This is a genomic window from Leptonema illini DSM 21528 (assembly GCF_000243335.1).
GTDB classification, from domain to species: domain Bacteria; phylum Spirochaetota; class Leptospiria; order Leptospirales; family Leptonemataceae; genus Leptonema; species Leptonema illini.
Map to the genome: position 1 here is coordinate 1,285,082 of NZ_JH597773.1, position 24,643 is coordinate 1,309,724.

Annotated in this window: 18 protein-coding genes; 13 read left to right on the forward strand and 5 right to left on the reverse strand. The window is 55.2% G+C overall.

The genetic code is table 11. The features are described 5' to 3' along the window. The first annotated feature begins 19 nt into the window (after positions 1 to 19). The 7 genes from LEPIL_RS05900 to LEPIL_RS05930 are packed head-to-tail and all read left to right on the forward strand — an operon-like array spanning position 20 to position 7,059. The gene (locus LEPIL_RS05900) at positions 20 to 1,891 is read left to right on the forward strand and encodes a secretin N-terminal domain-containing protein (protein WP_002770889.1); all 1,872 of its coding nucleotides are present in this window, start codon (positions 20 to 22) and stop codon (positions 1,889 to 1,891) included. Next, positions 1,888 to 3,558 carry a type II secretion system ATPase GspE gene (gene gspE, locus LEPIL_RS05905; protein WP_002770891.1) on the forward strand — a complete coding sequence of 557 codons (1,671 nt, stop codon included), beginning with the start codon at positions 1,888 to 1,890 and terminating at the stop codon, positions 3,556 to 3,558. Before LEPIL_RS05900 ends, gspE begins: the two co-directional genes overlap by 4 nt. Next, positions 3,558 to 4,784: a type II secretion system F family protein gene (locus LEPIL_RS05910; protein WP_002770893.1), complete on the forward strand. Its 1,227-nt coding sequence runs from the start codon at positions 3,558 to 3,560 to the stop codon at positions 4,782 to 4,784. Before gspE ends, LEPIL_RS05910 begins: the two co-directional genes overlap by 1 nt. Positions 4,785 to 4,803: 19 nt before the next feature. Next, positions 4,804 to 5,277 (forward strand): type II secretion system protein GspG, encoded by a 474-nt coding sequence (locus LEPIL_RS05915; RefSeq protein WP_002770895.1) that lies wholly within the window; start codon positions 4,804 to 4,806, stop codon positions 5,275 to 5,277. Continuing rightward, entirely contained in the window at positions 5,250 to 5,858 is a 609-nt protein-coding gene (locus tag LEPIL_RS05920) for a type II secretion system protein (protein WP_078123366.1), read from the forward strand. Before LEPIL_RS05915 ends, LEPIL_RS05920 begins: the two co-directional genes overlap by 28 nt. Next, entirely contained in the window at positions 5,858 to 6,388 is a 531-nt protein-coding gene (locus LEPIL_RS05925; protein WP_002770897.1) for a hypothetical protein, read from the forward strand. Before LEPIL_RS05920 ends, LEPIL_RS05925 begins: the two co-directional genes overlap by 1 nt. After that, a complete protein-coding gene (locus tag LEPIL_RS05930) occupies positions 6,385 to 7,059 on the forward strand; it encodes a type II secretion system protein GspJ (protein ID WP_002770898.1) in 675 nt (224 codons plus the stop codon). The genes LEPIL_RS05925 and LEPIL_RS05930 overlap by 4 nt, the downstream gene beginning before the upstream one ends. Before the next feature lie 35 nt (positions 7,060 to 7,094). Here LEPIL_RS05930 and LEPIL_RS05935 read toward each other — a convergent pair whose 3' ends face one another. Continuing rightward, positions 7,095 to 10,334 (reverse strand): efflux RND transporter permease subunit, encoded by a 3,240-nt coding sequence (locus LEPIL_RS05935; RefSeq protein WP_002770899.1) that lies wholly within the window; start codon positions 10,332 to 10,334, stop codon positions 7,095 to 7,097. 228 nt (positions 10,335 to 10,562) lie between these two features. Here LEPIL_RS05935 and LEPIL_RS05940 point away from each other — a divergent pair, with 228 nt between their 5' ends. Both LEPIL_RS05940 and LEPIL_RS05945 read left to right on the forward strand, forming a co-directional pair. After that, positions 10,563 to 11,828 (forward strand): glucose-6-phosphate isomerase, encoded by a 1,266-nt coding sequence (locus tag LEPIL_RS05940; protein WP_002770901.1) that lies wholly within the window; start codon positions 10,563 to 10,565, stop codon positions 11,826 to 11,828. A gap of 107 nt (positions 11,829 to 11,935) precedes the next feature. Beyond that, positions 11,936 to 13,213, forward strand: a complete 1,278-nt coding sequence (locus LEPIL_RS05945) for a hypothetical protein (RefSeq protein ID WP_002770903.1) — start codon at positions 11,936 to 11,938, stop codon at positions 13,211 to 13,213. A gap of 2 nt (positions 13,214 to 13,215) precedes the next feature. Here the strand turns inward: LEPIL_RS05945 and LEPIL_RS05950 are convergent, their stop codons facing one another. Together LEPIL_RS05950 and LEPIL_RS05955 are read right to left on the reverse strand one after the other, a co-directional pair. Then, a complete protein-coding gene (locus LEPIL_RS05950) occupies positions 13,216 to 14,358 on the reverse strand; it encodes a cysteine desulfurase family protein (RefSeq protein ID WP_002770906.1) in 1,143 nt (380 codons plus the stop codon). A 10-nt stretch (positions 14,359 to 14,368) separates the two neighbouring features. Beyond that, positions 14,369 to 15,550, reverse strand: coding sequence for a hypothetical protein (locus tag LEPIL_RS05955; RefSeq protein ID WP_002770908.1), 1,182 nt, complete (start codon positions 15,548 to 15,550; stop codon positions 14,369 to 14,371). 258 nt (positions 15,551 to 15,808) lie between these two features. On the opposite strand from LEPIL_RS05955, the gene LEPIL_RS05960 reads away from it, so the two are divergent. From LEPIL_RS05960 to LEPIL_RS05970, 3 genes are all read left to right on the forward strand, one after another. Next, positions 15,809 to 16,597: a hypothetical protein gene (locus LEPIL_RS05960; RefSeq protein ID WP_002770912.1), complete on the forward strand. Its 789-nt coding sequence runs from the start codon at positions 15,809 to 15,811 to the stop codon at positions 16,595 to 16,597. A gap of 97 nt (positions 16,598 to 16,694) precedes the next feature. Further along, the gene (locus LEPIL_RS05965) at positions 16,695 to 17,165 is read left to right on the forward strand and encodes a Dps family protein (protein WP_281251492.1); all 471 of its coding nucleotides are present in this window, start codon (positions 16,695 to 16,697) and stop codon (positions 17,163 to 17,165) included. Between the two features lie 109 nt (positions 17,166 to 17,274). Beyond that, positions 17,275 to 17,718: a DUF2141 domain-containing protein gene (locus LEPIL_RS05970; protein ID WP_002770916.1), complete on the forward strand. Its 444-nt coding sequence runs from the start codon at positions 17,275 to 17,277 to the stop codon at positions 17,716 to 17,718. Between the two features lie 71 nt (positions 17,719 to 17,789). On the opposite strand, the gene LEPIL_RS05975 is transcribed toward LEPIL_RS05970, so the two are convergent. Beyond that, on the reverse strand, positions 17,790 to 20,291 hold the full coding sequence (locus LEPIL_RS05975) for an ATP-binding protein (protein ID WP_002770917.1): 2,502 nt from the start codon (positions 20,289 to 20,291) through the stop codon (positions 17,790 to 17,792). Position 20,292: 1 nt separating this feature from the next. Continuing rightward, entirely contained in the window at positions 20,293 to 20,844 is a 552-nt protein-coding gene (locus LEPIL_RS05980; protein WP_040918350.1) for a hypothetical protein, read from the reverse strand. 122 nt (positions 20,845 to 20,966) lie between these two features. On the opposite strand from LEPIL_RS05980, the gene ileS reads away from it, so the two are divergent. Further along, entirely contained in the window at positions 20,967 to 24,194 is a 3,228-nt protein-coding gene (ileS, locus tag LEPIL_RS05985; protein WP_002770921.1) for an isoleucine--tRNA ligase, read from the forward strand. The last annotated feature ends 449 nt before the right edge of the window (positions 24,195 to 24,643 follow it).

Consider the following 24,643-nt stretch of genomic DNA (forward strand, 5'->3'; position numbering starts at 1 on the left):
ATAATCGAAGCAACCGATTATGCGACCTCTGCCTGCTGTAAAATCAAGGGCCCTTGTCCTCATATTGCTACTTATCTCTACGGCGATCCTGTCTCAGGAGCCTCCGCGGCGTATTCCCGACGGCATGTTCTTGCCGAATTTTCGTGACGTTGAGATCGCGGATTTTCTCAAGACGATGGCTCAGGTGACGCGTCGCAACATCCTCGTAGACGATTCTATTAAGGGCAAAATCACCGTCGTCGCCTATAAGCCCATTCCGGTTTCAGAGGCCCTTGCCTTTATGAAGCGCGTGCTTGAGGTGCGCGGCTTTGCCGTCATCGAAGAGGGCGGGCTGATCAAGATATCGAAAACGACCGAAGCAGTGTCGCAATCCGAGACGAAGTCGGCTCTCGACGAAAAGGATGCCGACATCATCACAAGCGTGTATCGCGTTCCCGAATATGCAAGCGTGAATGAGATCCTGGCCTTCTTTCAGAAGATTGGCGGAAAGGACGTCGTCGTGGAGCCGTTTCGCTCTTCGAATACGATCGTGCTTTCGGGGTATGCTCCGCGCATCAAACGTATGATAGAGCTGGCCGGCGAGGTACTGCCTCCCGAAAAAGAAAAGAAGTCGGCCGGCGCCACAGAAGGCGTTCATATCTATCAGGTGATGAATCTGCAGGCCGAAAGCCTGGCCTCCGTTCTTGTGAAACTCGATGCGCCCGTTCTTGACGGCGATGCAAAAGACGGTAAGCCTCCTCAGGCCGGCAAGATTCGTGCGGTGGCCCATAAGGAATCGAATACGATCATTATTACGGCCGGTCGCGAAGAATGGACCGAGATCCGCCGTATCGTCGAGCAGCTCGATCGCGAGCGCAAACAGATTCTGCTCGAAGTACTGATCGCCGAGGTAAGCGGCAAAGACACGAAGGACTTCGGTATCGACTGGCGCGTTACAAGCACGACGGCCGGCCATTCGCAGTTTAATAGCGGCCTGGCGGTCGAAGGGTCGATGCTTGATTCGAACGGCAATATTACGGGCAATAATACCCTGTCTGGATTCTCCGTAGGCTTCCTGAAAAAAGGCGGCGATCTGCTCGGTATCTTCAACGCAAACATCGCCAATCAGAACTTCAACGTTCTCTCGGCTCCGCAGATCCTGACGCTCGATAATCAGGAGGCCGAGATCAACGTAGGCCAGGACGTGCCCGTGAAAACGCAGGAGCGTACGTCGGGCGGCGGCACGTCGGAATCGACGGTGAATTCGTTTGAGTACCGTCCTTCGGGCATCAAGCTGAAGTTCACGCCGAATATCAATTCAAACGGTAATATCGTTCTCGAACTCTTCTCAGAGGTCACGAACATCGAAGGCGGTTCAAGCTCGACCGTGAATCCGACCTTTAACAAGCGCAATATCAAGACGTTCATCACCGTCGATAACGGACAGACCGTCGTCATCGGCGGCCTTGTATCGACGGAACGACTTCAGGCGGTAAAGAAGATTCCGCTTCTTGGTGATATTCCGCTGCTTGGCTTTATCTTTCGCCGCACCACCTTCGAGACGAAGCGCACGAACCTCATGGTCTTTCTTACGCCGATCATCCTGAACGATCGCGAGACGGCGGACGGACTGACGCGCATGAAGCGCAGTCAACAGATTGACATGGGACGCATCTTACAGGAAGATATCCGTCTCTGGCCTCAGAAACGTGTGCCGCTGCTTCGCGAAGAAAACGGCAAAAAAGAACAGGATCATGAGATCTATATCTTTGACCCTGAGAATCGACCGGCACGCGAAGAGAAAAAGCCCGCCGACGAAAAGCCGAAGCTCGAAGAGCTGAAGAAAGATGAAACGCCGGGCATGAACATCGAAAAAGAAACCAGAGAGTCTTATTACCGGAAGAAGAAATGAAAAAGCCGCTTGGTGAGCTGCTGCTCGATGAGGGGGTGATCAGCAGAGAGGATCTGAACGAAGTTCTCAAGCTGAAAGAGAAGTCTCCTCTGCGCATCGGGCAGATCCTCCAGAAGAAGGGCGTCGCCGATGAAAACGATATTCTCGGCGTCCTTGCGCGCCAGTACGGCCTTTCTTTCGAGAAGAAACTGCATTTTAAGAATGACGCCGCCTTTGAACGCATTCCCGCCAATCTCATCGAAAAATACCGGATGGTGCCTTTCGAGAAGAAAGGCAAGCTGATACGTATTGCGTTATCCGACCCCGAGCAGGTGCACTATCAGGACGATCTGCGTCGTCATCTGAAAGGCTTTCGCGTCGAATTCGTCGTCTCTACCGAGACTGAGATCAACAAGATCTTTCACGGTCACTTTCAACGGGCAGGCGAGGCGGCCCGGGACGTCATCGAAGGCCTGGCGGGCGAAGAATACGGCGATCTCAATCTGAGCGACGATAACGCCGATCTGGCGAACGACGCTCCGATTATTCGTATGGTGAACGCCGTGCTGACACAGGCCGTTCAGGAGCGGGCATCGGACATCCATATCGAGCCTTACGAAAAGACGACCGTCGTGCGCTACCGCATCGACGGCATGCTGCACAAAAGGTTATCGCCGCCGAAGGCCGTGCATGCCGGACTCATCTCGCGCATCAAGATCGAATCGAACCTGAACATCGCCGAGAACCGCCTTCCCCAGGACGGACGCTTTCGCAAACGCATCGCCGGTAAAGAGGTGGATATTCGCGTCTCGACGATACCTTCGCGTCATGGCGAGCGCGTCGTTATGCGCCTTCTTAATAAATCCGACCAGCGTTTCGATCTCGACGGCCTGGGCCTGTATTCCGATCTGCTTGTGCGCATCCGCAAGGTGATGGCGCAGACGAACGGCATTCTTCTTGTGACGGGCCCGACGGGTTCCGGAAAGTCGACGACGCTGTACGGGATGTTAACCGAACTCAATCAGGAGTCGCGCAACATCATGACGGCCGAAGATCCGGTCGAATACGAGGTTGCCGGTATCTCGCAGACGCAGGTGAACGAGAAGATCGGCCTGACATTCGCCAGCTCGTTGCGCACGATGCTGCGTCAGGACCCTGATATCATCATGGTGGGCGAGATCCGCGATGCCGAGACGGCCCGTATCGCCATCCAGGCTGCCTTAACGGGACACCTTGTTCTCTCGACGCTTCATACAAACGACGCTCCGTCGGCCGTTACCCGACTGGCCGACATGGGCATCGAACCGTACCTCATTACAAGCACCGTGCGCGGTGTGATCGCACAGCGCCTTGCGCGGCGCATCTGCCCGCACTGCAAGACGACCTATACGCCCGATACGGCGCAGATTCTCGAGGCGGGCCTGAAACCGGCCGAGGCGAAAGGCAGAAAATTCGCCCGCGGTAAAGGATGCGAGCACTGCTCGAATACGGGCTTTCTCGGTCGACTGGGTATCTACGAATATATGGATATGACGCCTTCGGTTCAGCGCGGAGTGCTTCAGGGAAAGGACTCTGAATCGCTGAAAGAGATTGCCGCCACAGAGGGCCTCATCACACTGCTGGATTATGGACGTCGTAAGATCCTCGACGGAGAGACGACGCCTGAAGAAGTCCTGAGAGTTTGCTGATGCCCGTCTTTCGCTACACGGCCGTTAACAGAAAAGGCAAGAATGAAAAGGGAATCATCGACGCGTCGACGGCATCGTCGGCCCGCCAGATTCTGCGCTCTCGCGGCCTGATCGTCCGGCAGCTTGCTGAAGACGAAGAGAAGCGCGACAGAGAACTCTTTCCTTTTCTTGCAAAGATTCTGTATCGTGTGCCGCGCAAGGACGTCTCCCTGTTTGTGCGCCAGCTGGGAACGCTTCTTGACGCAGGCATCCCCCTTGATCGATCGCTGCATAACATCATCGAACAGACAGAAAATCCGTATCTTAAAAAGGCGCTGATCGAGATCAGAGGCGATATCATCGAGGGCGAGTCGTTAAGCCAGGCCCTTGCAAAGCATTCGGCTATCTTTCCCGACATGTACACAAACCTCGTTGCCGTAGGCGAGCAGACGGGTACATATGAGAAGGCGCTTCTGCGACTTGCCGATCTTGAAGAGGCGAATCTGCGCATGCAGAACAAGGTACTCTCGGCGCTCTTTTATCCGATGATCCTGATCTTCATCCTGGGCATCGTCATGGTCTTCTTGATGACCGTCGTCATTCCACAGATCCAGGAGCTGTTTGCCACGCTGAATGCTGAGCTGCCGCTTCTTACGCGCGCTGTGATCGCCGCATCAAAGCTCTTTACGATTCCCTGGATCTTGATTCCCTTTTTACTGATCGGCGGCGGCATCGTCGGTTTCCAGAAATGGGTGAGCAAACCGGCGGGGAGGCGGCAGTTCGAAGAGCTTGTTTTACGCACGCCACTTATAGGAACGCTGATTCAGAAGTCGCTCCTGGCTCGCTTTGCGCGGAATCTGGGCGTCATGCTTGAAAGCAGGGTGTCTTTGATCGTCGCTCTTCAGGTGACGGCCCGGGTGGTCAATCACAGCATCTTCAGCGGCGAGATTATCCAGGCCATCGATCGCATTCGAGAGGGTAGCGGCATCACCGACGGCTTTCGAGATTCCGTCGTGCTGACGCAGATGGTGCGCGGGATGCTGGCCGCCGGCGAGGCCACCGACCGGGTCGCCCCGATGATCGTCAAGCTGGCCGACATCCTTGAAGATGAGGTCGACGCCACCGTGCAGCGTTTTTCTACTTTACTGGAACCGGCTATGATGGTTTTTATGGGATTGATGATCGGCGGAATCATGGGAGCCATCCTCATGCCCATGTACAACCTGACCAAGCAGTTGCAATTCTGATCCGATCCGGAGGTAGTCAATGTTTTCGAGATTGAAGCGGCATCTGAAAAAGCGCAGCCGCAAAGGACTGACGCTTGTCGAGCTTGCCATCGTGGTGCTCGTTCTGGGCGTCATCATGGGAATCGTATTTTATAATCTGCGCGGAACCGCAACGGATGTTATGACAGGAGCAAAAAAGCTTCAGGTTTCGCAGTTTCAGGCCAATCAGCTTCCCAGAAAATTGGATGAGTTTCGCGACGCCGGCGGCTCGGTGAATCCGGGCGAAGACCTGACCGTTCTGCTGCAAGAGATTCCTGAGAGTTCTTATTCTCCGGCCAAAGAAGAGCTTGTACTCGATCCGTGGGGTAAGCCCTACTTCATGTGCCAGGGAGAAGACGGCTCTGATCGCATCTGCTCTTATGGGAAAGACAAAGAAGAGGGCGGCGAGGGCGAGGATGCCGATTTTCAGCTCGATGACGACCGAACATGGCCCGACTGGCTGAAGAAGAAGTAATCTCGTCGTCTCCTTTTTCATTGAAAGCGCGACGTGGAATGACGCTGATCGAGGTCAGCGTCGTTCTGCTTGTCATCACGATGGTGATGGGCTTTCTCGTCTGGATGCTGCAGAGCTTCGCGACGTTGCGAACGACGGCCGATGAGGCCGAGGCTCTCTCTCAGGCTTATACCTTTGCTCGCAGAGCGGCTATAAAATCGGGCGAAACTGTTTACTTCGAGATGCATCTCGAAGAAGAAAACTATTCCATTTACCGTATGGATCGCTCGGGTAAAGAACCCGAAAAGAAGACGATCCTTGAAAAGCGCACGCTGTCGTCGCGCAACTCCCTTGTCGCCGTCGTCTCGCCGCTTGGCGGACGCATCAATACCGGAACGATCACACTTCCGTTTTACTACGACGGCACGACCGAAGAGGTTTCGATTTATCTTGGATCCGACCCTTCGATCGATACGACGGTGCATTTTCCGCGCTTTGCCGTATCGGGCATTATCGAAGAAGGCGAGACCCTTCCCGAAAGCATGCCCGGCGACGACGAAGACATCCGCGAAAAGGATCGTCTGGAAGAGAAGGAGTTCTGATGCGATTGCATAGAGTCAGGCTGCGCAGTGGCGTTACGCTCGTCGAGATGGCGCTTGCCATGTCGGTTGCCGCCACCTTCTGCATGATGACGCTCTATATGATCGCCGACGGCATGCGACTGCGCCAGAAATCCGAGAAGATGGCCCTTGCGTCGACGCTTGCGCAGGCGAAGATGGCACAGCTTCTCAGTCGACCGTTTCTCGATGTGGCGAATGAAGATGGCGACATGGGCGATAGCGGCCCCTACGCGCGTTTTAAATATACCATCAAGATAACGGAAGAGCAGATCGACCTTGCCGCCGTTTCGTCAGAGGGCAAGATCTCAGGTGTGAACGTAGACGACCGGCTCGACGCCGGCGTGCAGAACGGCAAGCCGAGAGAACGTGCCGGACAGGGAGCGGCCACGGAAACGGGTGGCCTCGTCGATATTAACCGTATCATACTGATTATCGATTATCCTGTCGGCAGTGAGCGCGAGCAGCTGCGTATCGAGACATTCAAAGCGGCTGCAAAGACGACAAAGCCATGATCCTTCACAGAAAAGTATCACACAGACTGCGTCGCGGACTCACGCTGGCCGAGTTATCCATCGTCATACTGCTTATGTCCATTCTGTTCACGATCATGTTCAGTACGTTCTTCGCCGCCTCGCGTATCGAAAAGAATACGTCGCCGGCGAACGATGCGCGCACGGCCGCCCTGCTTGCCCTGAATCTCGTGCAGAATTCGCTAAATCAGGCCTACTACGTGCCCGAACTCGATCGGCTTGTCTTTTATGGTAAGTCCGAGGGAACGGGGGATAGCCGATCCGACGTCATCAGCTTCGCCACCGTGTTTCCGGGTAGCGACGCCGTCGGATTGCCGGCCGTGCGTGAGGTCTCGTATTATTTAAAGCGCAAGGACGTGAGTTCGCCCGGAGCGCTCTATCGCCGCGAAGATCAGAACGTCGACGATCAACCCTATACGGGAGGCGTTCATTATAAGATCCTCGATAACGTCGAATCGTTCAAGTTAACCTACAGCCTGAACGGGAAGGACTGGGTCGATACCTGGAGCTCGAAGGCCAGTCGCCGCTTTCCCCGATTGATCCGCATCGAGATCCTTGTGCGTGTGGGCGCTAAGAACGAAGATGGGAAGCTGGAGGGCGGGCGGCTTGAGCGATTTGAAAGCCTCGCCTCTCCGGGCCTGTATATGTATTAACAGGCCCGCAGAGATGGACTCAAGGCTTCACTGTATCAGTGTTTGCGTTTCTTGTTGCCCATCTGAAGAGCCGGTTCGTTTATCAGATTCGGTTCATCCTGATGGCCGATACGACTTTCGATAAAGACCCGCAGACGGTCGACGTATTCAAACATAGCGGGCACCACAACAAGCGTGATCGCCGTCGAGATGATCAGACCGCCGATGATGGCGATACCCATCGAAGAACGGAATTTCGAAACCTCGCCGATTCCCATCGCAACGGGCAGAATACCGGCGATCATGGCGATCGTCGTCATGAGAATCGGGCGCAGTCGGGCCGCACCGGCGTTGTAGATGGCCGTCTTGCGATCATAACCCGCTCGAATCTCCTGCATCGCATGGTCGACAAGCAGAATAGAGTTCTTCACGACCAGACCGACAAGCATGATGATGCCGATCATACTGAAGATATCGAGCGTCTTCTGCATCAGCGCCAGCCCGAAGAAGGCTCCGGACAGGGCAGGCGGAATGGCGATCAGAATCGTTATCGGCGTGATAAACGACTCGTAAAGACTCGAAAGCGTCAGATAGATAAGCAAAATGGCCAGACCGAGCGCAAGCAGGATGTTCGCCACAAGCTCGTTCATATCTTCGGACTGACCGACAAAGGCATAGGTAACACCAGGCGGTGGCGGATTCTCTTTGAGAATCTTCTGGGCCGATTCAATGGCGCTGGTTAACGCGCCCTTCGGCGGCGGCGCAAGGTTTGCCGTAATCTGAACGACCCGCGAGCGGTCCTGCCTGAAGATGACGGCGCTCGACGTATCCATGCTTCCCGAGGCGATGGCTTTCAGCGGAATAAGCCTGTACTGCATATTCGGCACCTGCACGCTGTTAAAGGCCTCCTGCAAGTTACGCTGTTCGGGCTTTGCTCGAATCGTCACATCGTATTGAATGCCGTTTTCGTTAAAGATGGCCACCTCTTCGCCGGCCACATGATAACGCAGTTCGAGTCCGGCCATGCCCGGGTTCACGCCGGTGCGCTTCGCCCGATCGGAATCGATGCGGATCTGAAAATCGGGTTTACCCGGCCGCGACGAAGCGTCGACGTCGGCCAGTTCTTCGAGCCCGCGCATCTTAGAGAGTAGCTTCTGCGAATAGGTTTCGAGAACCTTTAAATCCTGGCCCGAGATGTTCAGCGTGAACGGATACTGCACACCACCGATGGCGGAGTAGTCGTTCACCCGCGGATTCGTATGCTGGAATTTCTTCGCAAGCATCTCACGCACGGCGGCCTTCACCTCCGTTGTCGTCACGTCACGCTTTCCATACGGAGTCAGCTTGATGCCGAGAACGGCCTTGTTCTTCTCGCCCTGCTGCGAGCCGACGACGGTGGCGATCAACTCGACGTCATGGATCTTCTTCAGCTCCTCTTCGATGGCCGCCGCCTGATCAGACGTCGCATGGATGCTTGTTCCCGGCGGAAGCTCGATCGACACCATGAACTCGCCCTGGTCGCCCGTCGGCATGAACGTCTTCTTTACAAGAGGAGATATGGCGACACCGAGACTGATGAAAAGAATGACCACCGACAATGCGATGACTTTCAGCGGATTGTCGATAGAGAAGCGCAGCACCTTCTGGTAGATGCCGTCCTGCCAGTCCTGATATCGGTCGAAAAGCTGTACGGCCTTTGAGCGAGGCGCATGCACATCGCCCGAGAAATACGCCGAAAGCATCGGAGCGACGGTCAGGCCGTCGAATAGCGAGATCAGGATGGCAAAGACGACGGTCAGAGCGAACTGCTTGAAGAACTGGCCGACAATGCCGCTCAGGAATCCGACGGGAAGAAAGACGGCGACGATGGTTAACGTCGTTGCGATGACGGCCATGGCGACCTCCATCGTTCCCTTTTCGGCGGCCTCTTTTACCGAATAACCCTGTTCAAGCTTGCGAAAGATATTCTCACGCACGACGATGGCGTCGTCGATGAGAAGGCCGACGGCGAGCGAAAGAGCAAGCAGCGACATCAGGTTGATGGTAAAACCCATCGCATACATGATGATAAAGGCGCCCAGAAGGGAGTTCGGCAGAGCGATACCGGTGATGATCGTCGATCGCATGTTGCCGAGAAAGAAGTAGACAACGATGACGGCGAAAAGCACGCCGAGCATGATGGCCTCGCTCACATCGGCAATGTTAAGTCGGATGGGCCGCGCTCCGTCACGGACGAGCGTCATGCTCGGGTTGCCCGTTTTGCTGGAAAGCGTCGTATTGAGCTTCTCCATTTTATTCAGGATGCCGTCGGCGACGGCGACCGTGTTTGATCCCGACCGCTTATAGACGTCGATAAAAAGCGCCGGTCGTCGCGCCGACTGGCGTTCGGCCTTTGATCCGCCGCTGAAGATACCCTTGATACGATCGATGATGCCGTTCTGTTTACCTTCGACGGCCTCCACAGGCGCATAGAGGAAGCCGAGCGTTTCCACGTCCTTCACAGTGTCGACGACGGTACCCAGGTCTTTCACCTGAACGCCGCTTGTGATGTCGCCTGAGAACGAGATTAGCGTCGTTTCGACGTCGCGCAGGCTTTTGAATTCTCCATCGAGCCGGTACGAAAGATCAAGCGTCTGCTTCTCGACGTTGCCGACGGGAACGTTCTTGCCGGCGCTGCGAAGGGAGGTGGCTACCTGTAACGCTGAGATCTTGTACTCGTTCAGCTTCTTGCGATCAAGATGGATCTGAATCTCGCGCTTTGTGCCGCCGAGAATATCGACCTTACCGACGTCTTCGACGCGGGAGAGTTCGGGCTTGATCGTCTGGTCGGCAAGGTCATAGAGAGCGGCCGGTGATAGATCGGCGAAGACGGCCAGACGCATAATGGACTGGTCGGCGGGGTCGACACGCGATACGACGGGTTCGCGTGCCTCGTCGGGGAAGTCGTTACGCACGCGGTCCGTGTGATTGCGCACCTGCTGTTCGGCGTATTTAATATCGGTGCTGAGGTTAAACTCGGCCACGACGACCGACATGCCTTCGTAGTTATAAGAGCTGATACGCTTCAGGCCGCTGATTGAGCTGAGCTCGTCTTCGAGCAGACGTGAGATCTGCTCCTCGACTTCTTCGGGCCCGGCACCCGGATAAATCGTATTCACGACGACGACGGGAATGTTCACGTCGGGAAAAAGATCCACGCCGATGCGCTTCATGGAGATGTAGCCCGAAACAAGCATCAGAAGCACAAGCGAGGTGATAAGCGTCGGGCGTTTTATCGAAAAAGAGGCGATATTCATAAGAGGGTAATGCCAGAAAAAGGACGGGCCGTTGCTCCAGCAACTTTTTTGTCTCTCTGAAAGGGCGGATTGTTCAGTAAGTTCAAAAAAAAATGATCGTTTACCGGGATGGCCCGATCCCCTGGTTGACCGGAATTCGGCTTGCCGCGCAACCCCGAGATGCGAAAAGGACAGACGAGTCGTTGCGCCAGAGGCATTTTCAGAGGCGTTTTTACACAGGAGAAAGCAATGTTTGGAATTCGATTTGAAGCTCAACCAGAGACGATACTGTCAGATGCCCTGAAAGACTGTCAGACGGCGATGAAAACCCTCGAAGAACGTACAGGACCGGGGTCGGAGTTCCTGGGCTGGTTGGATCTGCCTTCTTCTATGAAAGAGGACGGCCTTGCCGCAAGCGTCGCCGACGCCATGAAGGGCCTTGACGACGTGATCGTAATCGGCATCGGCGGCTCGTATCTCGGATTCCGGTCTGTGCTGGCCGCTCTTGAAAACCCGTTTCGCTCTACAAAGCCGCGCATCCACTTTGCCGGCCATCATCTCAGCTCGGGCTATATGAAGCAGCTGCTCGACTATCTGGAAAACCGATCCTTTGGCATCATCGTTATTTCGAAAAGCGGAACGACGACCGAGCCGGCCGTCGCCTTTCGGTTTCTCTTTGATCGTCTGCATCGGCAATACGGCGCCGAGGGCGTGAAAAAGCGCGTCGTCGTCATTACGGACGAGAAGAAAGGCACGCTGCGTCGCCTTGCCGACGATCTACAGCTGCAGAGTGGAGTCGTCCCGGATGATGTGGGCGGGCGTTATTCCGTCTTCTCTGCCGTGGGGCTTGTACCTCTTGCCGTCGCCGGCGTCGATGTGAAGGCGTTGCTTGGCGGCGCCGAGCAGGCAATGCTTCATGTGCGCGAGAAGTATAACGAAGCGACGAATCCGGCGCTGGCGTATGCGGCGTATCGCAACAGCTGTTATCGCAGCGGAAAGAAGATCGAGCTATTCGCCTCATATCGTCCGGAGCTTCAGTATGTGGCCGAATGGTGGAAGCAGCTTTTCGGCGAATCTGAAGGAAAAGAGAATAAGGGTATTTATCCGGCGTCGGTACAGCTGACGACCGATCTGCACTCGATGGGGCAGTGGATTCAGGAAGGGGAGCGCACGATTTTCGAAACGGTGATCGACGTCGAGAACGACGCCTCGTTGAAAATGCTCAAGGCTGAGAGCGACGGCGACGGGCTGAATTATCTTGCCGGTCGCGAGTTGAACGAGATTAACCGTATCGCCCTTCGCGCCACGATGGAGGCGCACCGATCGGGCGGCGTTCCGGTCGCCGAGTTCCTGGTTCCCGAACTGAACGCCCACCATATCGGGGCGCTGCTCTATACGTTTGAATACGCATGCGGCATTTCTGCCTATGCCCTTGGCGTTAACCCCTTCGATCAACCCGGAGTGGAAGCCTACAAAAAGAATATGTTCCGGATGCTCGGCAAACCCGGAGCCTGACAGGAAGCGGCCATACCTTTGAACACGTCCCAGAACCCCTCCATGAGTTCCGGGACCGACTCTCACCGGAATCATAGCCGGGCGAACTGAGTTCGAAAGGAGATGGTATGAAGATTTCTGACGATCGAATCGTATTCGAGAACGTTTTCTCTCTCGAGACGTTTCTGCATCAGCTTGATCTGAGCGGCGTACTGCGGCTGGATGACGACGTGCTCGATAACCGCGGAGCGGTGCTTGTTAAGGCCCGTTACCCGATATCGGCGGAGCTGGTTCAGAAGCTGAAAGGCATGCGCGGTTCCTATCCGGAGCGCTTTTCGGTTTTGATGAACGCCGAACTGAAGGCGGCTATCGTCCGTTATATTGCCGGCATCGCCGTTGAGAGGATCGATAACTGGCCTCTGATGCGAAGACTCTATGACCTGCCAGGGCACCGCTTTCGCCGCTACATAGAGCATGCGCTTGCGCGTGACGGCGTGGCGCTTGCCTGCCTGCAAACGGTTCTTGATAATAATGAGCACCTTGACAGTCTGCTCCAGCATGCGCTGTTAACGATGTCTATCGTCATACACGGTTTTTTTCGCATTCGCATGATCCATGTCGATGCCTTCCTTGCCGGATTGATCTTTGCCTCAGTGGATCCCGAGCGGCACATGGCCGCTCCGATGGATGAGAGCGCTCTCAATGCGCACAAAAGCGATGCTCTGCAGAAGTGTAACGTCTTCAAGGCCTCGGAAAACGTCGTTGATGCCATCGTCAGGCAGCGTCCGGCCACGGCTCAGGCCGAAGAGATCTCTGAGGCCGAGATTGAACGCAGTTCTCGAACAGATATGCTGATGGATGATTTCTTGAGTCTTGAAGGCAACGACACAGGCGAGGATTCAGAAGAAGACTCCGCTCGTGACCCGCTTGATCGTCAGAATCCATCCGATCATAACGAAGCGGCGGCTCATGTTATCGCAGAGGCGCTGCACATCTGTCGTTACATCCTCTATCTGCGGGCTCGCTTAAAGCCCGAGGACCACCTCGTGCGCGAGATCGCAACGCGCCTTGCATATAACGCGAAGAAGGGCCTCTTTTCGATGAGGCTTGTAAATCCTCTGCTCGGCGTCTTTCGCGAGTACGAGAAAGAGATCCGGGCCGTCATGCATGTGGCCGCCGTGGAACTGAAATGCCTGTATCTGCCGTCTGCATGGGCGTATCCGAAGCCTCGACCGACACAGATGATCTGTCGGCTGCATGTGCTCGATTGTCCGAAGCTGAAGTCGGGGTGGAATCTAACCGTCGTTTCGCCGACGGAGGCTTACGGATGGATCGGCGTCACCCTGAACCCCGGCCAGTATCTGAAATGCGAACTCGAAGAGGAATTCAAAGGCGTCTTTGATTGAACTTACAGGCATTGCCTGTAAAGCGCAGGAAAGACGGTGCAGAAACGTTCGATCTCTTCTTCTGTAGTAAAGAATCCGGTTGAGAAGCGCAGTGCCTGCAACGATTCAGCCTCGCTGAAGCCCATACGCAGAAGCGTTTGCGATGGCTGTCGCGTCCGCGACTTACAGGAGCTTCCCGTCGAACAGAGGATCTGCTCTCGGTCAAGGGCCATCAGAAGAAAATCCATATTCTCCATTTCAGGAAAGACGGCATAGGTCGTGTTATTGCGCGGCGAGCCCGAGCCGGCGATGCGAGCGCCGCACTGCGATACGAACATTTCTTCTATACGGTCATGACGATCATGGCGGATGCGCAAATGCTCGTTAACCGATTGACTTCGCTCGATCTGTCTTTCAAACGCCTCGGGCAGAGCAAGGATAGAGGGCAGGTTTTCCGTTCCGGCCCGCCGTTCGCCTTCCTGAAGTCCGCCTCTGAAAAGAGGCTTGAAGCCGTCCCTGTCAGATAGCCATACGACCGCCGTTCCGTAGCCGGCGCCGATTTTATGCCCGTTGAGAACCATGCCATGAACGCCTTTCAGTTTCAGAGGCACCTTGCCCGCTACCTGTATGGAATCGCTTATCATCGGTACGTCAAACTCGGCGGCGATGGCGGTGATGTCGTCTAACGGTTGAAGCACGCCTGTTTCGTTGCAGAGCGCCATCACCGAGAGCAGGCTGATACCGCCGCGGGCAAGCCGTTGCCTGACGGCCTCGGGATCGAGGCGGCCATCGTGAGAGGCGGGCAGCAGTTCGACATCCATACCTGCAAAACGACAGGCAGCCACCATCGCCTCATGCTCGTAGGGAGAGAGCAGAGCCGTCGCCTCGCCCGACTGACTTCTCGATGAAAAGGCCGAGACGAGATGATGCACGGCCTCCGTTCCCGTCGAAACAAAGAGCAGCTGCGCCGGATCAGCATCAAGCCCGTGCATGGCGGTTAACTGCCGGGCGATGCGCTGCCGGGCCGCTTCGATGCGTCCCTGGTTTTTCTGCGAAGGGTACGATATACCGCTCGGATTCGCGAAGTTATTCCCGTATTCGTCGAGGCTTTTATGTAAGAGATCGAGAAAAGGCGGATGCGTTGAGTTATAGTCAAGATAGATCATGAAACACCGATCAGAGCTTGAAGTCGACGCAGGCCGGTCGCGGGCCTCCGCGTTCGGCCTCTTCAGAGAAGCAATCCGCTTCGACGAAACGCCCCGAGCCGATGAGCACGCTACGGGCAAGGGCGCGAAACTCCCTGTTGCGTTTGCGTTCCGGGCCCATGATGACGTCGAGTATATGAAGCTGTCGGTAGGCTTCGTCGTACCTCCGATCAGTAGCGAGCAGGGCGCCCATCTCAAGCCTTGCCTGAACCTCTGAGCTGCGATCGCTCGTCGCTCCCTCAAAGCGGTTAAGCGCCTTCTCGCGATCGTCCTTTCGCTTCAATCGCAGATAGATGCGAGCCTGATTCAGATACAGCATGCCGAGTCGGTCGTCGGGCGACGTATAAATGAGCTTATCGGTGATACGGGCCGCTTCATCGGGGGCGATGCAAACGAGCCTGAAGTCCGTGCAGGGCTCTTCGGGATCGGCGGGCGCCGCTCCGCCTGCATAGCGACGCAGGGCCATGATGTATTCTCCGCGGTTCTTCAGCGTGCTCAGCACAAGAAGCTCTTTTTCAGCGGGAAAGGGCAGACGCAGTTCGAGATCCTTATCGGCCTCTAAAAGGACGCGGTAGGCACGCTTTTCCTGGAAATAGGCGTAATCTCCCCAGACGCGAAGAGCGGGATACGGATTGCATAACGCCGCTGCCAGCCGATCTACAAGATCGGGAACAAGCAACGCCTCTTTTTCTGTGATCTCGGCCGGAATCTCGTAGGCATACAGGCTGGCTTCGAGCACCGAATGCAGCGCAATCGATACGGTTTCTCGATGCTGCTTCCAGTAGAGATCAGCGGGCAGATCGGCATCGTCCGTGAACTCTTTGCGCTGCATATACTGCTGCAGCCAGTCTTTCTGAAAGAACTCCTCGTCGGCTCTGTAAGAGTGCTTCAGAGCGGCCGGACAGCTACCTGCCATGCGCCCGAGGTCGATCCTTTCGTCTTCAAGGGAGGCGAGGGCGTCGTCGATGAAATCATAGGCCCTTGAGGCGTTCTGTGTGCCCGGCTCGGGCAGATTCTGGGTAAGACGATAGAGATACGAGAGCAGCTCGAAACGGTGTTCGAAGATATAGTATCCGGCGGCAGTCCAGAAAACAGCCAGGAGAAGCAGTGGTGTCCGGTACTTCCGGATCTGTCGCAGAATCAGTTTCAGCATGTGTGATTAAAAAAGGCTGGATTCCCGGATGAGTTGCAAAAGGCTGTGCCTATGGCACATTCTAAAAAGATTAACGTCCAGCGCAAGCACAGAAAACGTCTGAAGAAGCTGAAAGAGCGTCGTCGGGCCCTGATTGCCTCCGCTAAGAAAAAGTGAGAGTAATCGGATTCAACGATTGAATCCTCTGGCAGGGAAAAGGCGAACTTCGCGTTCGCCTGTCTGTCGAAAATAAACGATGCAAATACGGAAAGGCAAAGCATGAAGGTCAGAGCCCAGGTCAGAGCGATCCTCACCATCTCAGTATTCCTGCTCGGTTGTCAGTCAGCCGTTCGCGGCGAACCGACAGAAGAACCCGAGAAGAACGAGATTGAAGCGACGACGGATAGCGAGGCCTTTCGCAGCGAAGTGAAAAAGCTCTATGAGCCGGCGCAATGTTTTCGCACAAACTTCGCCGTCACGCTAACCGTTCCGGGACAGGGAGCGCAGACGGCCGCCGGGCTTCTGCGTGCCGATAACGGCAATCAGCGCATGCGCATGATCCTGACCGAGCCGAATCTCGGCATCACACTCAGCTGGATTACGATTAAAAGCGGAACGGCCTACGTGAGCAATCCGCGGATGGCCGGTGTGCAGAGAGTCCCTCTTGAGGGATTCGAGCTGCAGAGCATGGGCACGAATAACATCCAGCTTCCGTTTACGCTGTTTCAGGATATTCTCTACGGCGGACTGCCGGCCGGCCTGTACGGCGAGAATACGAAGTGGGAGCCGACAGAGACCGGCTACAGCGCTCGCTTCACACAGAACGGCGACGCCTTCGAATATCGTTTTAATAAAGACTATCGAGTCGAACGCATCCTCTACGCGAAAGCAGGCGGCAACTACAACGCCGACATTGTGTTGAAAGGCGTATTCTACAATACGATCTTTCCGCAGTGGTTCGCCATCCAGACCTACGCCGGCGGTCGTCCCTCTGAAACGATGCGCATCGTCTTTCAGGCCGCCGATTTCAAGGCATGGTGTAAGGACGAGTACTTTCCCGTTCAGTAAACCGACTCACCGATTTCCCTGAATAACTCACCCGGCCTCTCTGAAAAGTGCTGGAATAGCCCTTGAATCTGTGCTATCCTGTCTCCAAACGGAGGCCATTATGAAAATCGACATCGGAATACAGGAAGCGGATCGCCAGGCCATTTCAGACGGATTGAAGCGTCTGCTTGCCGATACATACGTTCTTTATTTGAAAACACATGGTTATCACTGGAACGTCACCGGGCCCATGTTCGAAAGCCTGCATAACAGCTTCATGACGCAATACACCGAACTCTGGAACGCCATCGACCCTATTGCAGAGCGCATCCGTTCTCTGGGTTTTTTCGCTCCGGGCACCTATTCCGAGCTGGGCAAGCTCACCTCGATTAAAGAGGATAGCTCCGTTCCGGCAGCCACCGACATGCTCAAGAACCTGGTCGAAGGACATGAGAGCGTTATCCGTACGGCACGCAGCGTTTTCGCTGCGGCCGAAAAAGGATCGGACCAGGCGACGATGGATCTCTTAACTCAGCGTCTTGACGTTCACGAAAAAACGGCATGGATGATCCGCGCCGTTCTTGGCTGATCGTTAGCATTGAGAACCGTTCCGGGAATCCGTCCTGGATTTCTGGAACGGGCGGCTTTTGTCGTGCAATCGACATACGGCCGTCATAGCCGTAAGGTCTTTCAAGCGTATGATTGCACGACGACTCTTTCAAACGACGGCACTTCTGTTCAGTCTGCTTGCCTCGGCCGCTACTGCGAACACGGGCCGCACTGGCTTTGAGCTCGTCGTGACCGGCCTGCGCAACGACACGGGCATCGTCGGCGTTCTTGTCTTTCAATCAGCGAATGGCTTCCCGGATGAGCGCGCCCGTGCTGTTTTGCAGACGGGCGCTCGACCATCGAACGGCACGGCAAGGATCGCCCTTGAGCTTCAGCGAGGGCAGTATGCCTTTGCCGTGATTCACGACGAGAACGAGAACCATCGCATGGACTGGAAGACGATGATGCCGGCTGAGGGCTTTGGCTTCTCTCGCAATCCGACGGTACGCGTATCGGCTCCCACTTTCGATGAAAGCGTGATCAACGTTCCTCCGTCAGCGCAGGACGCCGTTATCAGGTTGCAGTATTTTTAGGGCATTCCAGAACGCTGTTTGATTGGCTTGCGTCTTAAGAGCACAGGTTTGGATCGAGTTTGATGCCGACTTTATTCGGGCTTATGACCGTATGTCTCTTTATCGCCGACCAGTAATTCGAGGATGGCCTCGATCAAACGGGCCCTTGAAATCGGCTTCGTTAAGTGCAGATCAAAGCCTGCTTCATGAATGCGATTCTTCTCTTCTTCGAGGGCCTGGCCGGTAAGGGCGACGATAGGGCGTCGCATGCCGGCCGCCGTATCGATACGCCTTATCTCTCGAAGAACGGCAAATCCGTCCATACCGGGCATCTGAATATCGAGTAGAATCAGATCGGGATCGACCGAGGGAAGCATCTTGATCGCCTCGGGTCCGTTCGTCACCGTCGTCAGGGTCCACGATGTCGGTTCGAGAAACTTACGCACGAGAAACAGATTCTCATCGGTATCGTCGACGGCAAGAATGCGAAAGGGCGATTGAAGGGCCTTATGAGCAAGAGGCTGCGATTCGATGGCTTCGGGTCGGCCTGTATAGACCTCGGTGCGCATGTCGAATTCAAATATTGATCCTTCGCCGACCTTGCTTCGCACGCGGATGGACCCGCCCATGAGTTGAATCAACTGGCGCGAAAGCGCAAGCCCGAGCCCCGATCCGCTGAAACGTCGGGCGACTCCGGAGTCGGCCTGATAGAAACGACTGAAGATGTGTTCGAGTTGCTCATCGGTCATACCGATGCCCGTGTCTTCTACGGCGAAATTCAGCCACAGATGCCGCTGGTTCTGTCTTGCCGAAACCGTAAGACGGACGGCGCCTTTTTCCGTAAACTTCAGGGCGTTGGAAAGCAGGTTGGATAACACCTGAAAGAGACGGTTCGAGTCTCCGAACACATAGACCGGAAGCAGGTCTGGCATGATGATTGTAAAGTTTAGCCCCTTCTGCATGAAGCCCGGTCGGAACGTCTTTTCCAGAACGTCCATCGTCTCGCTGAGGGAGAAGGGCTTGTAGTCGATAGCAAAGCGTCCGGATTCGATACGCGAGAGGTCGAGAATATCATTGAGGATATTCAAAAGCGAATCGCCGGCTCTGCGGAAGATACGCACGTACTCTTTCTGTTGTTCGTCAAGCTTTGTGGCGTCGAGCAGCTCCGCCATTCCGAGAATGGCGTTCATCGGAGTGCGAATCTCGTGACTCATATTGGCAAGAAACTCGCTCTTGACGGCGGCATGCTTCTCGGCCTCCTGCTGTGCGAGCATGCGTTCTCTCATCTCTGTGCGCAGCTCTTTCGTGCGTTCGCGTACCTGATCTTCAAGCCGCCGGTTCGTCGTCTGCAGTTCTCCCGTCAGCAGCTCGACTTCGCGAAAGGCCCGGGAATAGCGGATGGATAGAATCGCCGATTGCGAAATAACGAGCGCGGTTAACCCGAGATGCGCGATAAATCCCGTATAGATCACCTCGTTTGTGTAGAGGACGTCGTTGACCGAGGTGAAGGCGAGGGTTAACGTTCCGGCTGCAAGGAACAGACTGAACTCGCGACGCCGCCTCAGGGCGACGATCTGTGCGAATAAACCGTACAGCAGTGCTCCGAATAGAACGAGAACGTAGGGATTGGCCGTATGCGAATACACCGTCGGAGGCGTAACCAGAACGACGGCCGTAAATGCAGAGGCGACAATATAGAAGAGGCGCACGACACGAAACGAAACCTCATGCGGAATGATCTTCTGAATGAAGTGCATGCCGAGAGGCACAGCCAGAAAATAGGTGATGTATTCGATGGCAAGATAGAGAAAATACGGGGCTTCGGGAAAGAGACGTGTAAAGGTCTTCTCTCCCGTCGTCAGAGTGCGCAGAAGGATAACGATACAGAATAGGCTGAAGATCAGCGAGGTACGATCCTCTTTTCTGATGAAGAAGAGAATAAGGTGATATACGGCGACAAAAACGAGAATGCCCATGACGAAAACATCTCGAATCAGAATATTCTCGATCGATGAAACGATCTGATGTTCGTCGCCGATGACGACCGGATCGATGATGCCTCCGCGTCGGTGGTCGAAGTTCGATACCTGCATGAGGATTTCGATCGTGCTGCTCTGCGGCGAGAAGATGCCCAGGGTCGGCACCGTATCGGGAATGGACTCACCGGCTCTGTCAGAGACGCGGCCGGCTCCAGGAAGCTCTTCGCCGTTCACAAAGATGCGCACGGCCGTAAACTGTTCCAGCGTGCGCAGGGCAAGGACGCGATTCCCGGCTTTGTAAGGATCAATACGGATGATCAGGCGATAGGTGCCAAAGCCGACGCCGGGCATGCCTCTGTCGCCGATGTTTAAGTCGTTCCAGGATCTGGGCACCGGAAAATATACCGGCTTCAGGGTACTTCGATCTTCGCCGGGGCTCAGTAGCTTGAACGGATAAAACTCCCACTCTCCGTTCAGTCTAACCGGCGGACTCTGCGTGAAGTCATACTGGCTCAGATCGATCTCGCCCTGCTTCGCCGTGGGCGGAGCGGCGGGCGCCTTACAGCTGCAAAGGGTGAGGGCGATGGCGGCAAGAATAAGAGCAAAACGCCGCATTTCAGAGTTCCATGCTTTTCAAGAAGAGTTCTCTGTAGCGCATCGCCTCATCGTACTGTGCGGTGACTTTAGAGCCTGAGGGCCGATCGTTAGTTTTTCCGTCTTCGATCAGGCGGATGGGCTTTTTCTGATGCCAGTAGCATCGCAATTCATACGGCCGCTCGGAATCCGTGCGCCTGAAATAGAAGACCGGTTCGCCGCCGTCGAAGACGAATTCTTCGTAATAGGAGCGCGCCGCCGAGACGGTCGTCACCGTCACGCGTCGCAGAACCGAGGCTCCCTCTTCAGAAATGGTCGGATCATCGGCATACCAGAACGTTACCGATTTGCGGTAGGTTCCGACGGCGCGCCAGCTGCCGTCGTAGGTGTTGAAGATCAGATCGTTTGCATAGAGTTCACCCGGTTCCCCCGCTCGCGCCAGCTCGATCGTTTTCGCTATGGCCCGGCTCTGCTCCTGGTAAAGCGTGCGGATGCGCTCGATCTGCGCCGCGGGGGCGGAGAGCAGTGGCGAGAAGCCGGGCAGGAGCAGCAATGCGAGCAGGCCTATCCGCATGCTTTCGCGTAACGGTCGTCGCCTTTTTTTACAAGGAAAAAACAACCTCTTCTTTTCAGTGAGCGGAATTCTTTCTAATATCTTCATTGAAAGCCTCACGCAGAGCGAATTTCTGTCCCGATATGGCGAAAGAATCTACAAAAAAGGCCCCTGAGAAGGCAGAACCGACGGAAGCCGCTTTGAGCAATCGAGCCCGGCGCGAAGAGGCCATCCTGCAATTCTGGAAGGAGAAGGAGATCTTTCGCAAGCATATTGAAAAGAACGCCTCCGGACCTGTCTTCTGTTTTTACGAAGGTCCGCCGACGGCGAACGGTCGGCCCGGCATCCACCACGTTCTCAGCCGGGTGTATAAAGATATCTATATTCGCTATTATGGTCTGAAGGGCTATCATATTCCGCGTAAGGCCGGATGGGACTGTCATGGTTTACCCGTCGAGCGTGAGGTCGAGAAAGAGCTCGGCATTCAGACGAAATCCGAGATTGAAGAGAAATACGGTCTTGAGAAGTTCAACGAGCTCTGCCGTCAGTCCGTTTTGAAATACGTCGATGCCTGGAATACGTTTACCGATCGCCTCGCATTCTGGGTCGATCTTGAGAATCCGTACTTCACGATGGATAACTCTTACATCGAAGGCGTCTGGTCGCTTCTGAAAACGATTCATGAAAGGGGATTGCTCTATCAGGGATACAAGGTCGTGCCTTTTGATCCGGTGATGGGGGCGACGATGAGCGACGCCGAGGTCGCACTCGGATACCGCACCGTGCAGGATCCGTCCGTGACGGTAACGTTTCGCATCATACACGAAAAAGACGAGAAGAAAAAAGACCTGAACGGCGTCAACGTCCTCGTCTGGACGACGACGCCCTGGACGCTTCCGGCTAACGTGGCGCTTGCATTGAATGCAAACGAAAGCTATGTCGTTTTCACCGTGGACAGAGAGGAGCTGAAAGGACAGCGCTTCCTCTGTGCCGCCCCTCTACTTGAAGCGGTCACCGCCCATCTTGCGAAAGAGGGAGCGACCGTTACCGTACAATCCACGCATAAAGGGGCCGACCTTGCTGGCCTTTCTTACGAGCGTCTGTATGATTTTATTCCCGCTCCGGCCGATAAGAAGGGCTGGTACACGGTGACCGCCGATTTCGTAACGATGGATACGGGAACGGGCATCGTGCATATCGCCCCTGCCTACGGCGCCGACGACCTCGAGGTCGGGCTCAAGCATGATCTTCCCGTAATCTACGGGGCGCAGCTTGACGGTAAATTCAAAGAGGGCCCCTGGATGGGCGTCTTTTTTAAAGATGCCGATAAAGAGATCTTAAAAGAGCTGAAGTCGCGCGGTCTCATCTGGAAAAGCGAGACCTACAAGCACGAATATCCGTTTGGATGGCGCACGGGCGCTCCGCTTATGTATTACGCGAAAGACGCCTGGTATATTCGCACGACCGCCCTTCGCGACGAGCTGATTCGCAATAACGAACAGATTCGCTGGGTACCCGGCCACGTCAAAGAAGGACGATTCGGCAACTGGCTTGAGAATAACAGAGACTGGGCTCTTTCGCGAGAGCGCTACTGGGGCACGCCGCTTCCCGTATGGATGGACGACGAAGGCCATATCGAGGTGATCGGATCGGTAGCCGAGCTTGAAAAGAAGACCGGACGCAAGCTTACCGAGATGGATCTGCATCGTCCCTATGTCGACGAGATCACGTGGAAGGACGAGAAGAACGGCCGCATCTTCAGACGCACGCCCGAGGTCATCGACTGCTGGTTCGATTCCGGTGCGATGCCCTACGCTCAGTGGCCGCTTTCGGATAACGCCAATCGCGAGCGCTTCTTTCCCGCCGACTTTATCTGCGAGGCGGTCGACCAGACCCGCGGATGGTTTTATACGCTTCTTGCCATCTCGTCGATGGTTTCGGGAACGTCCTCGTACAAAAACGTCGTCTGTCTCGGTCATGTGCTCGATGCAAAAGGCGAAAAGATGTCGAAGAGCAAGGGCAATACGGTCGATCCATGGGACGTTTTCAGCGCGCATGGCGCCGACGCCATCCGCTGGTATTTCCTGACCGGAGCTCCTCCGGGCAATTCGCGTCGTATCGGCTCGCCGGGAACTCCTGGAGATCCGCTGCCTCTTGTGCAGGGATTCTTCAATATGATCGAGAACTCACTCGAATTCTATCATCTGTATGCAAATGCCGACGGCGTAAACGTCGCCGATCTGAAAAAGGCGACGCCTTTCGCCGAGCGTCCCGACATCGACCGCTGGATTCTTTCGCGTCTGCAGCAGTTAGTCGAAGAGGTGAGCGTCTCGCTGACCGATTACGACTGTTTGCGTGCCGGACGTCGCATCGAAGAATTCGTCGACTCGCTGTCGAACTGGTACATTCGTCGCAACCGCCGTCGTTTCTGGAAAGGCGAGAAGGATGCCGATAAACTCGCCGCCTACGATACGCTGCATACCTGTCTGCGCACGCTTGCCGTTTTGATGGCGCCTTTTACGCCGTATCTGGCCGAAGATCTCTTTCGCCGGCTGCGAAGCGAGAATGACCCGGAAAGCGTGCATCTGTGCGCCTGGCCTGAAGCAAGCGCCATGTCCATCGATGAGGCGGCCTTGCGCGACGGCGATAACGTGCTGCTTGTGGCCTCGCTTGGACGATCTGCCCGTCAGCGTTCGGGCCGCAAGGTGCGTCAGCCGTTATCCGAGGTGATGGTCTTTGCTCCGGCAGCGGCTCGTGAGGCGATCCGGGCGAATGAGACGGTATTGCTCGAAGAGTTGAACGTGAAGACGTTAACCTTTCTCGACGATGCCGGCGGATATTTCGGCTATGTTGTGAAGCCCAATCTGCCCGTACTCGGGAAAAAGATCGGCTCAAAGATCCGCTTCTTGCAGGATTATTTGAAGAAGGCCGATCCCACCGAGCTTGTGGCCAGCCTGAAGGCCGGGTCGATTAACGTCGATCTTGACGGTGAGTCGGTCACGCTCGAAGAGGAAGAGTTCCTGATCGAAGGCATTTCGAAAGAAGGCACATCGGGCGCCGAATCAAAGGGCTTTGTCGTCGTAATCGATACGGAGCTCAATGACGAACTGATTCGCGAGGGCATGGTGCGCGATATCGTGCGCCAGATCCAGGAGATGCGCAAGAAGGCATCGTATGATATCAGCGATCGCATTCAACTGTCGCTCAAGGCCACTGGATCAGAGCTTGAGAAGGCCGTTGCTGAGTTTCAGTCGTATATCGAAGGCGAAACGCTTGCAACCGTCGTCGCGTCCGTTGCGGAAGCCGATGCCACCGATACCGTGCGTTTCGAGCAGGGCGAGGTAACGATAGCCATACAACGGAAGAAGTGAAGGCGACAGTATAAACCTCAGAGGACTCCGAGAGTAAGGAGTGACGAGTCCGAGATCTGTCGTTGCCTGGTGAAATCCTTTTTTACCGCGAAAAGCGCGAAAGAGAACCGAAGGCAAGGTGCCTTATCTCTTTTCGATCTGAGACCCATTGGAAAAGGTTTTTGGAAAGACCCCCGGACCTCTGTTTTCGAGGTTCGCGTCTTTCGTGTTTTTCGCGGTCAACAACTCTTTGATTGTGCTGTAAACTCCCGCCACAGAGAGGTCAGTTCAACTGACAGAAGAGTGAACCCGGCTAACCACCCCATACCTTTCTCCCTCCACTCCTCCTCCGTGCCCTCAGCGTCCTCTGTGGTAAAAAAAGTTTGTAGCTTTTGATTGAAATCCGTTTGTCCACGAAATACACGAAAAGCGCGAAAGAGATCCCCGGCCACGGACCTTTTCACTCTTTA

Bases quoted from the DNA above. Each gene is read 5' to 3' on its own strand.
- LEPIL_RS05900 (WP_002770889.1), top strand. From the start codon at position 20: ATGCGACCTCTGCCTGCTGTAAAATCAAGGGCCCTTGTCCTCATATTG.
- gspE (WP_002770891.1), top strand. From the start codon at position 1,888: ATGAAAAAGCCGCTTGGTGAGCTGCTGCTCGATGAGGGGGTGATCAGC.
- LEPIL_RS05910 (WP_002770893.1), top strand. From the start codon at position 3,558: ATGCCCGTCTTTCGCTACACGGCCGTTAACAGAAAAGGCAAGAATGAA.
- LEPIL_RS05915 (WP_002770895.1), top strand. From the start codon at position 4,804: ATGTTTTCGAGATTGAAGCGGCATCTGAAAAAGCGCAGCCGCAAAGGA.
- LEPIL_RS05920 (WP_078123366.1), top strand. From the start codon at position 5,250: ATGGCCCGACTGGCTGAAGAAGAAGTAATCTCGTCGTCTCCTTTTTCA.
- LEPIL_RS05925 (WP_002770897.1), top strand. From the start codon at position 5,858: ATGCGATTGCATAGAGTCAGGCTGCGCAGTGGCGTTACGCTCGTCGAG.
- LEPIL_RS05930 (WP_002770898.1), top strand. From the start codon at position 6,385: ATGATCCTTCACAGAAAAGTATCACACAGACTGCGTCGCGGACTCACG.
- LEPIL_RS05935 (WP_002770899.1), bottom strand. From the start codon at position 10,334: ATGAATATCGCCTCTTTTTCGATAAAACGCCCGACGCTTATCACCTCG.
- LEPIL_RS05940 (WP_002770901.1), top strand. From the start codon at position 10,563: ATGTTTGGAATTCGATTTGAAGCTCAACCAGAGACGATACTGTCAGAT.
- LEPIL_RS05945 (WP_002770903.1), top strand. From the start codon at position 11,936: ATGAAGATTTCTGACGATCGAATCGTATTCGAGAACGTTTTCTCTCTC.
- LEPIL_RS05950 (WP_002770906.1), bottom strand. From the start codon at position 14,358: ATGATCTATCTTGACTATAACTCAACGCATCCGCCTTTTCTCGATCTC.
- LEPIL_RS05955 (WP_002770908.1), bottom strand. From the start codon at position 15,550: ATGCTGAAACTGATTCTGCGACAGATCCGGAAGTACCGGACACCACTG.
- LEPIL_RS05960 (WP_002770912.1), top strand. From the start codon at position 15,809: ATGAAGGTCAGAGCCCAGGTCAGAGCGATCCTCACCATCTCAGTATTC.
- LEPIL_RS05970 (WP_002770916.1), top strand. From the start codon at position 17,275: ATGATTGCACGACGACTCTTTCAAACGACGGCACTTCTGTTCAGTCTG.
- LEPIL_RS05975 (WP_002770917.1), bottom strand. From the start codon at position 20,291: ATGCGGCGTTTTGCTCTTATTCTTGCCGCCATCGCCCTCACCCTTTGC.
- LEPIL_RS05980 (WP_040918350.1), bottom strand. From the start codon at position 20,844: ATGCGGATAGGCCTGCTCGCATTGCTGCTCCTGCCCGGCTTCTCGCCA.
- ileS (WP_002770921.1), top strand. From the start codon at position 20,967: ATGGCGAAAGAATCTACAAAAAAGGCCCCTGAGAAGGCAGAACCGACG.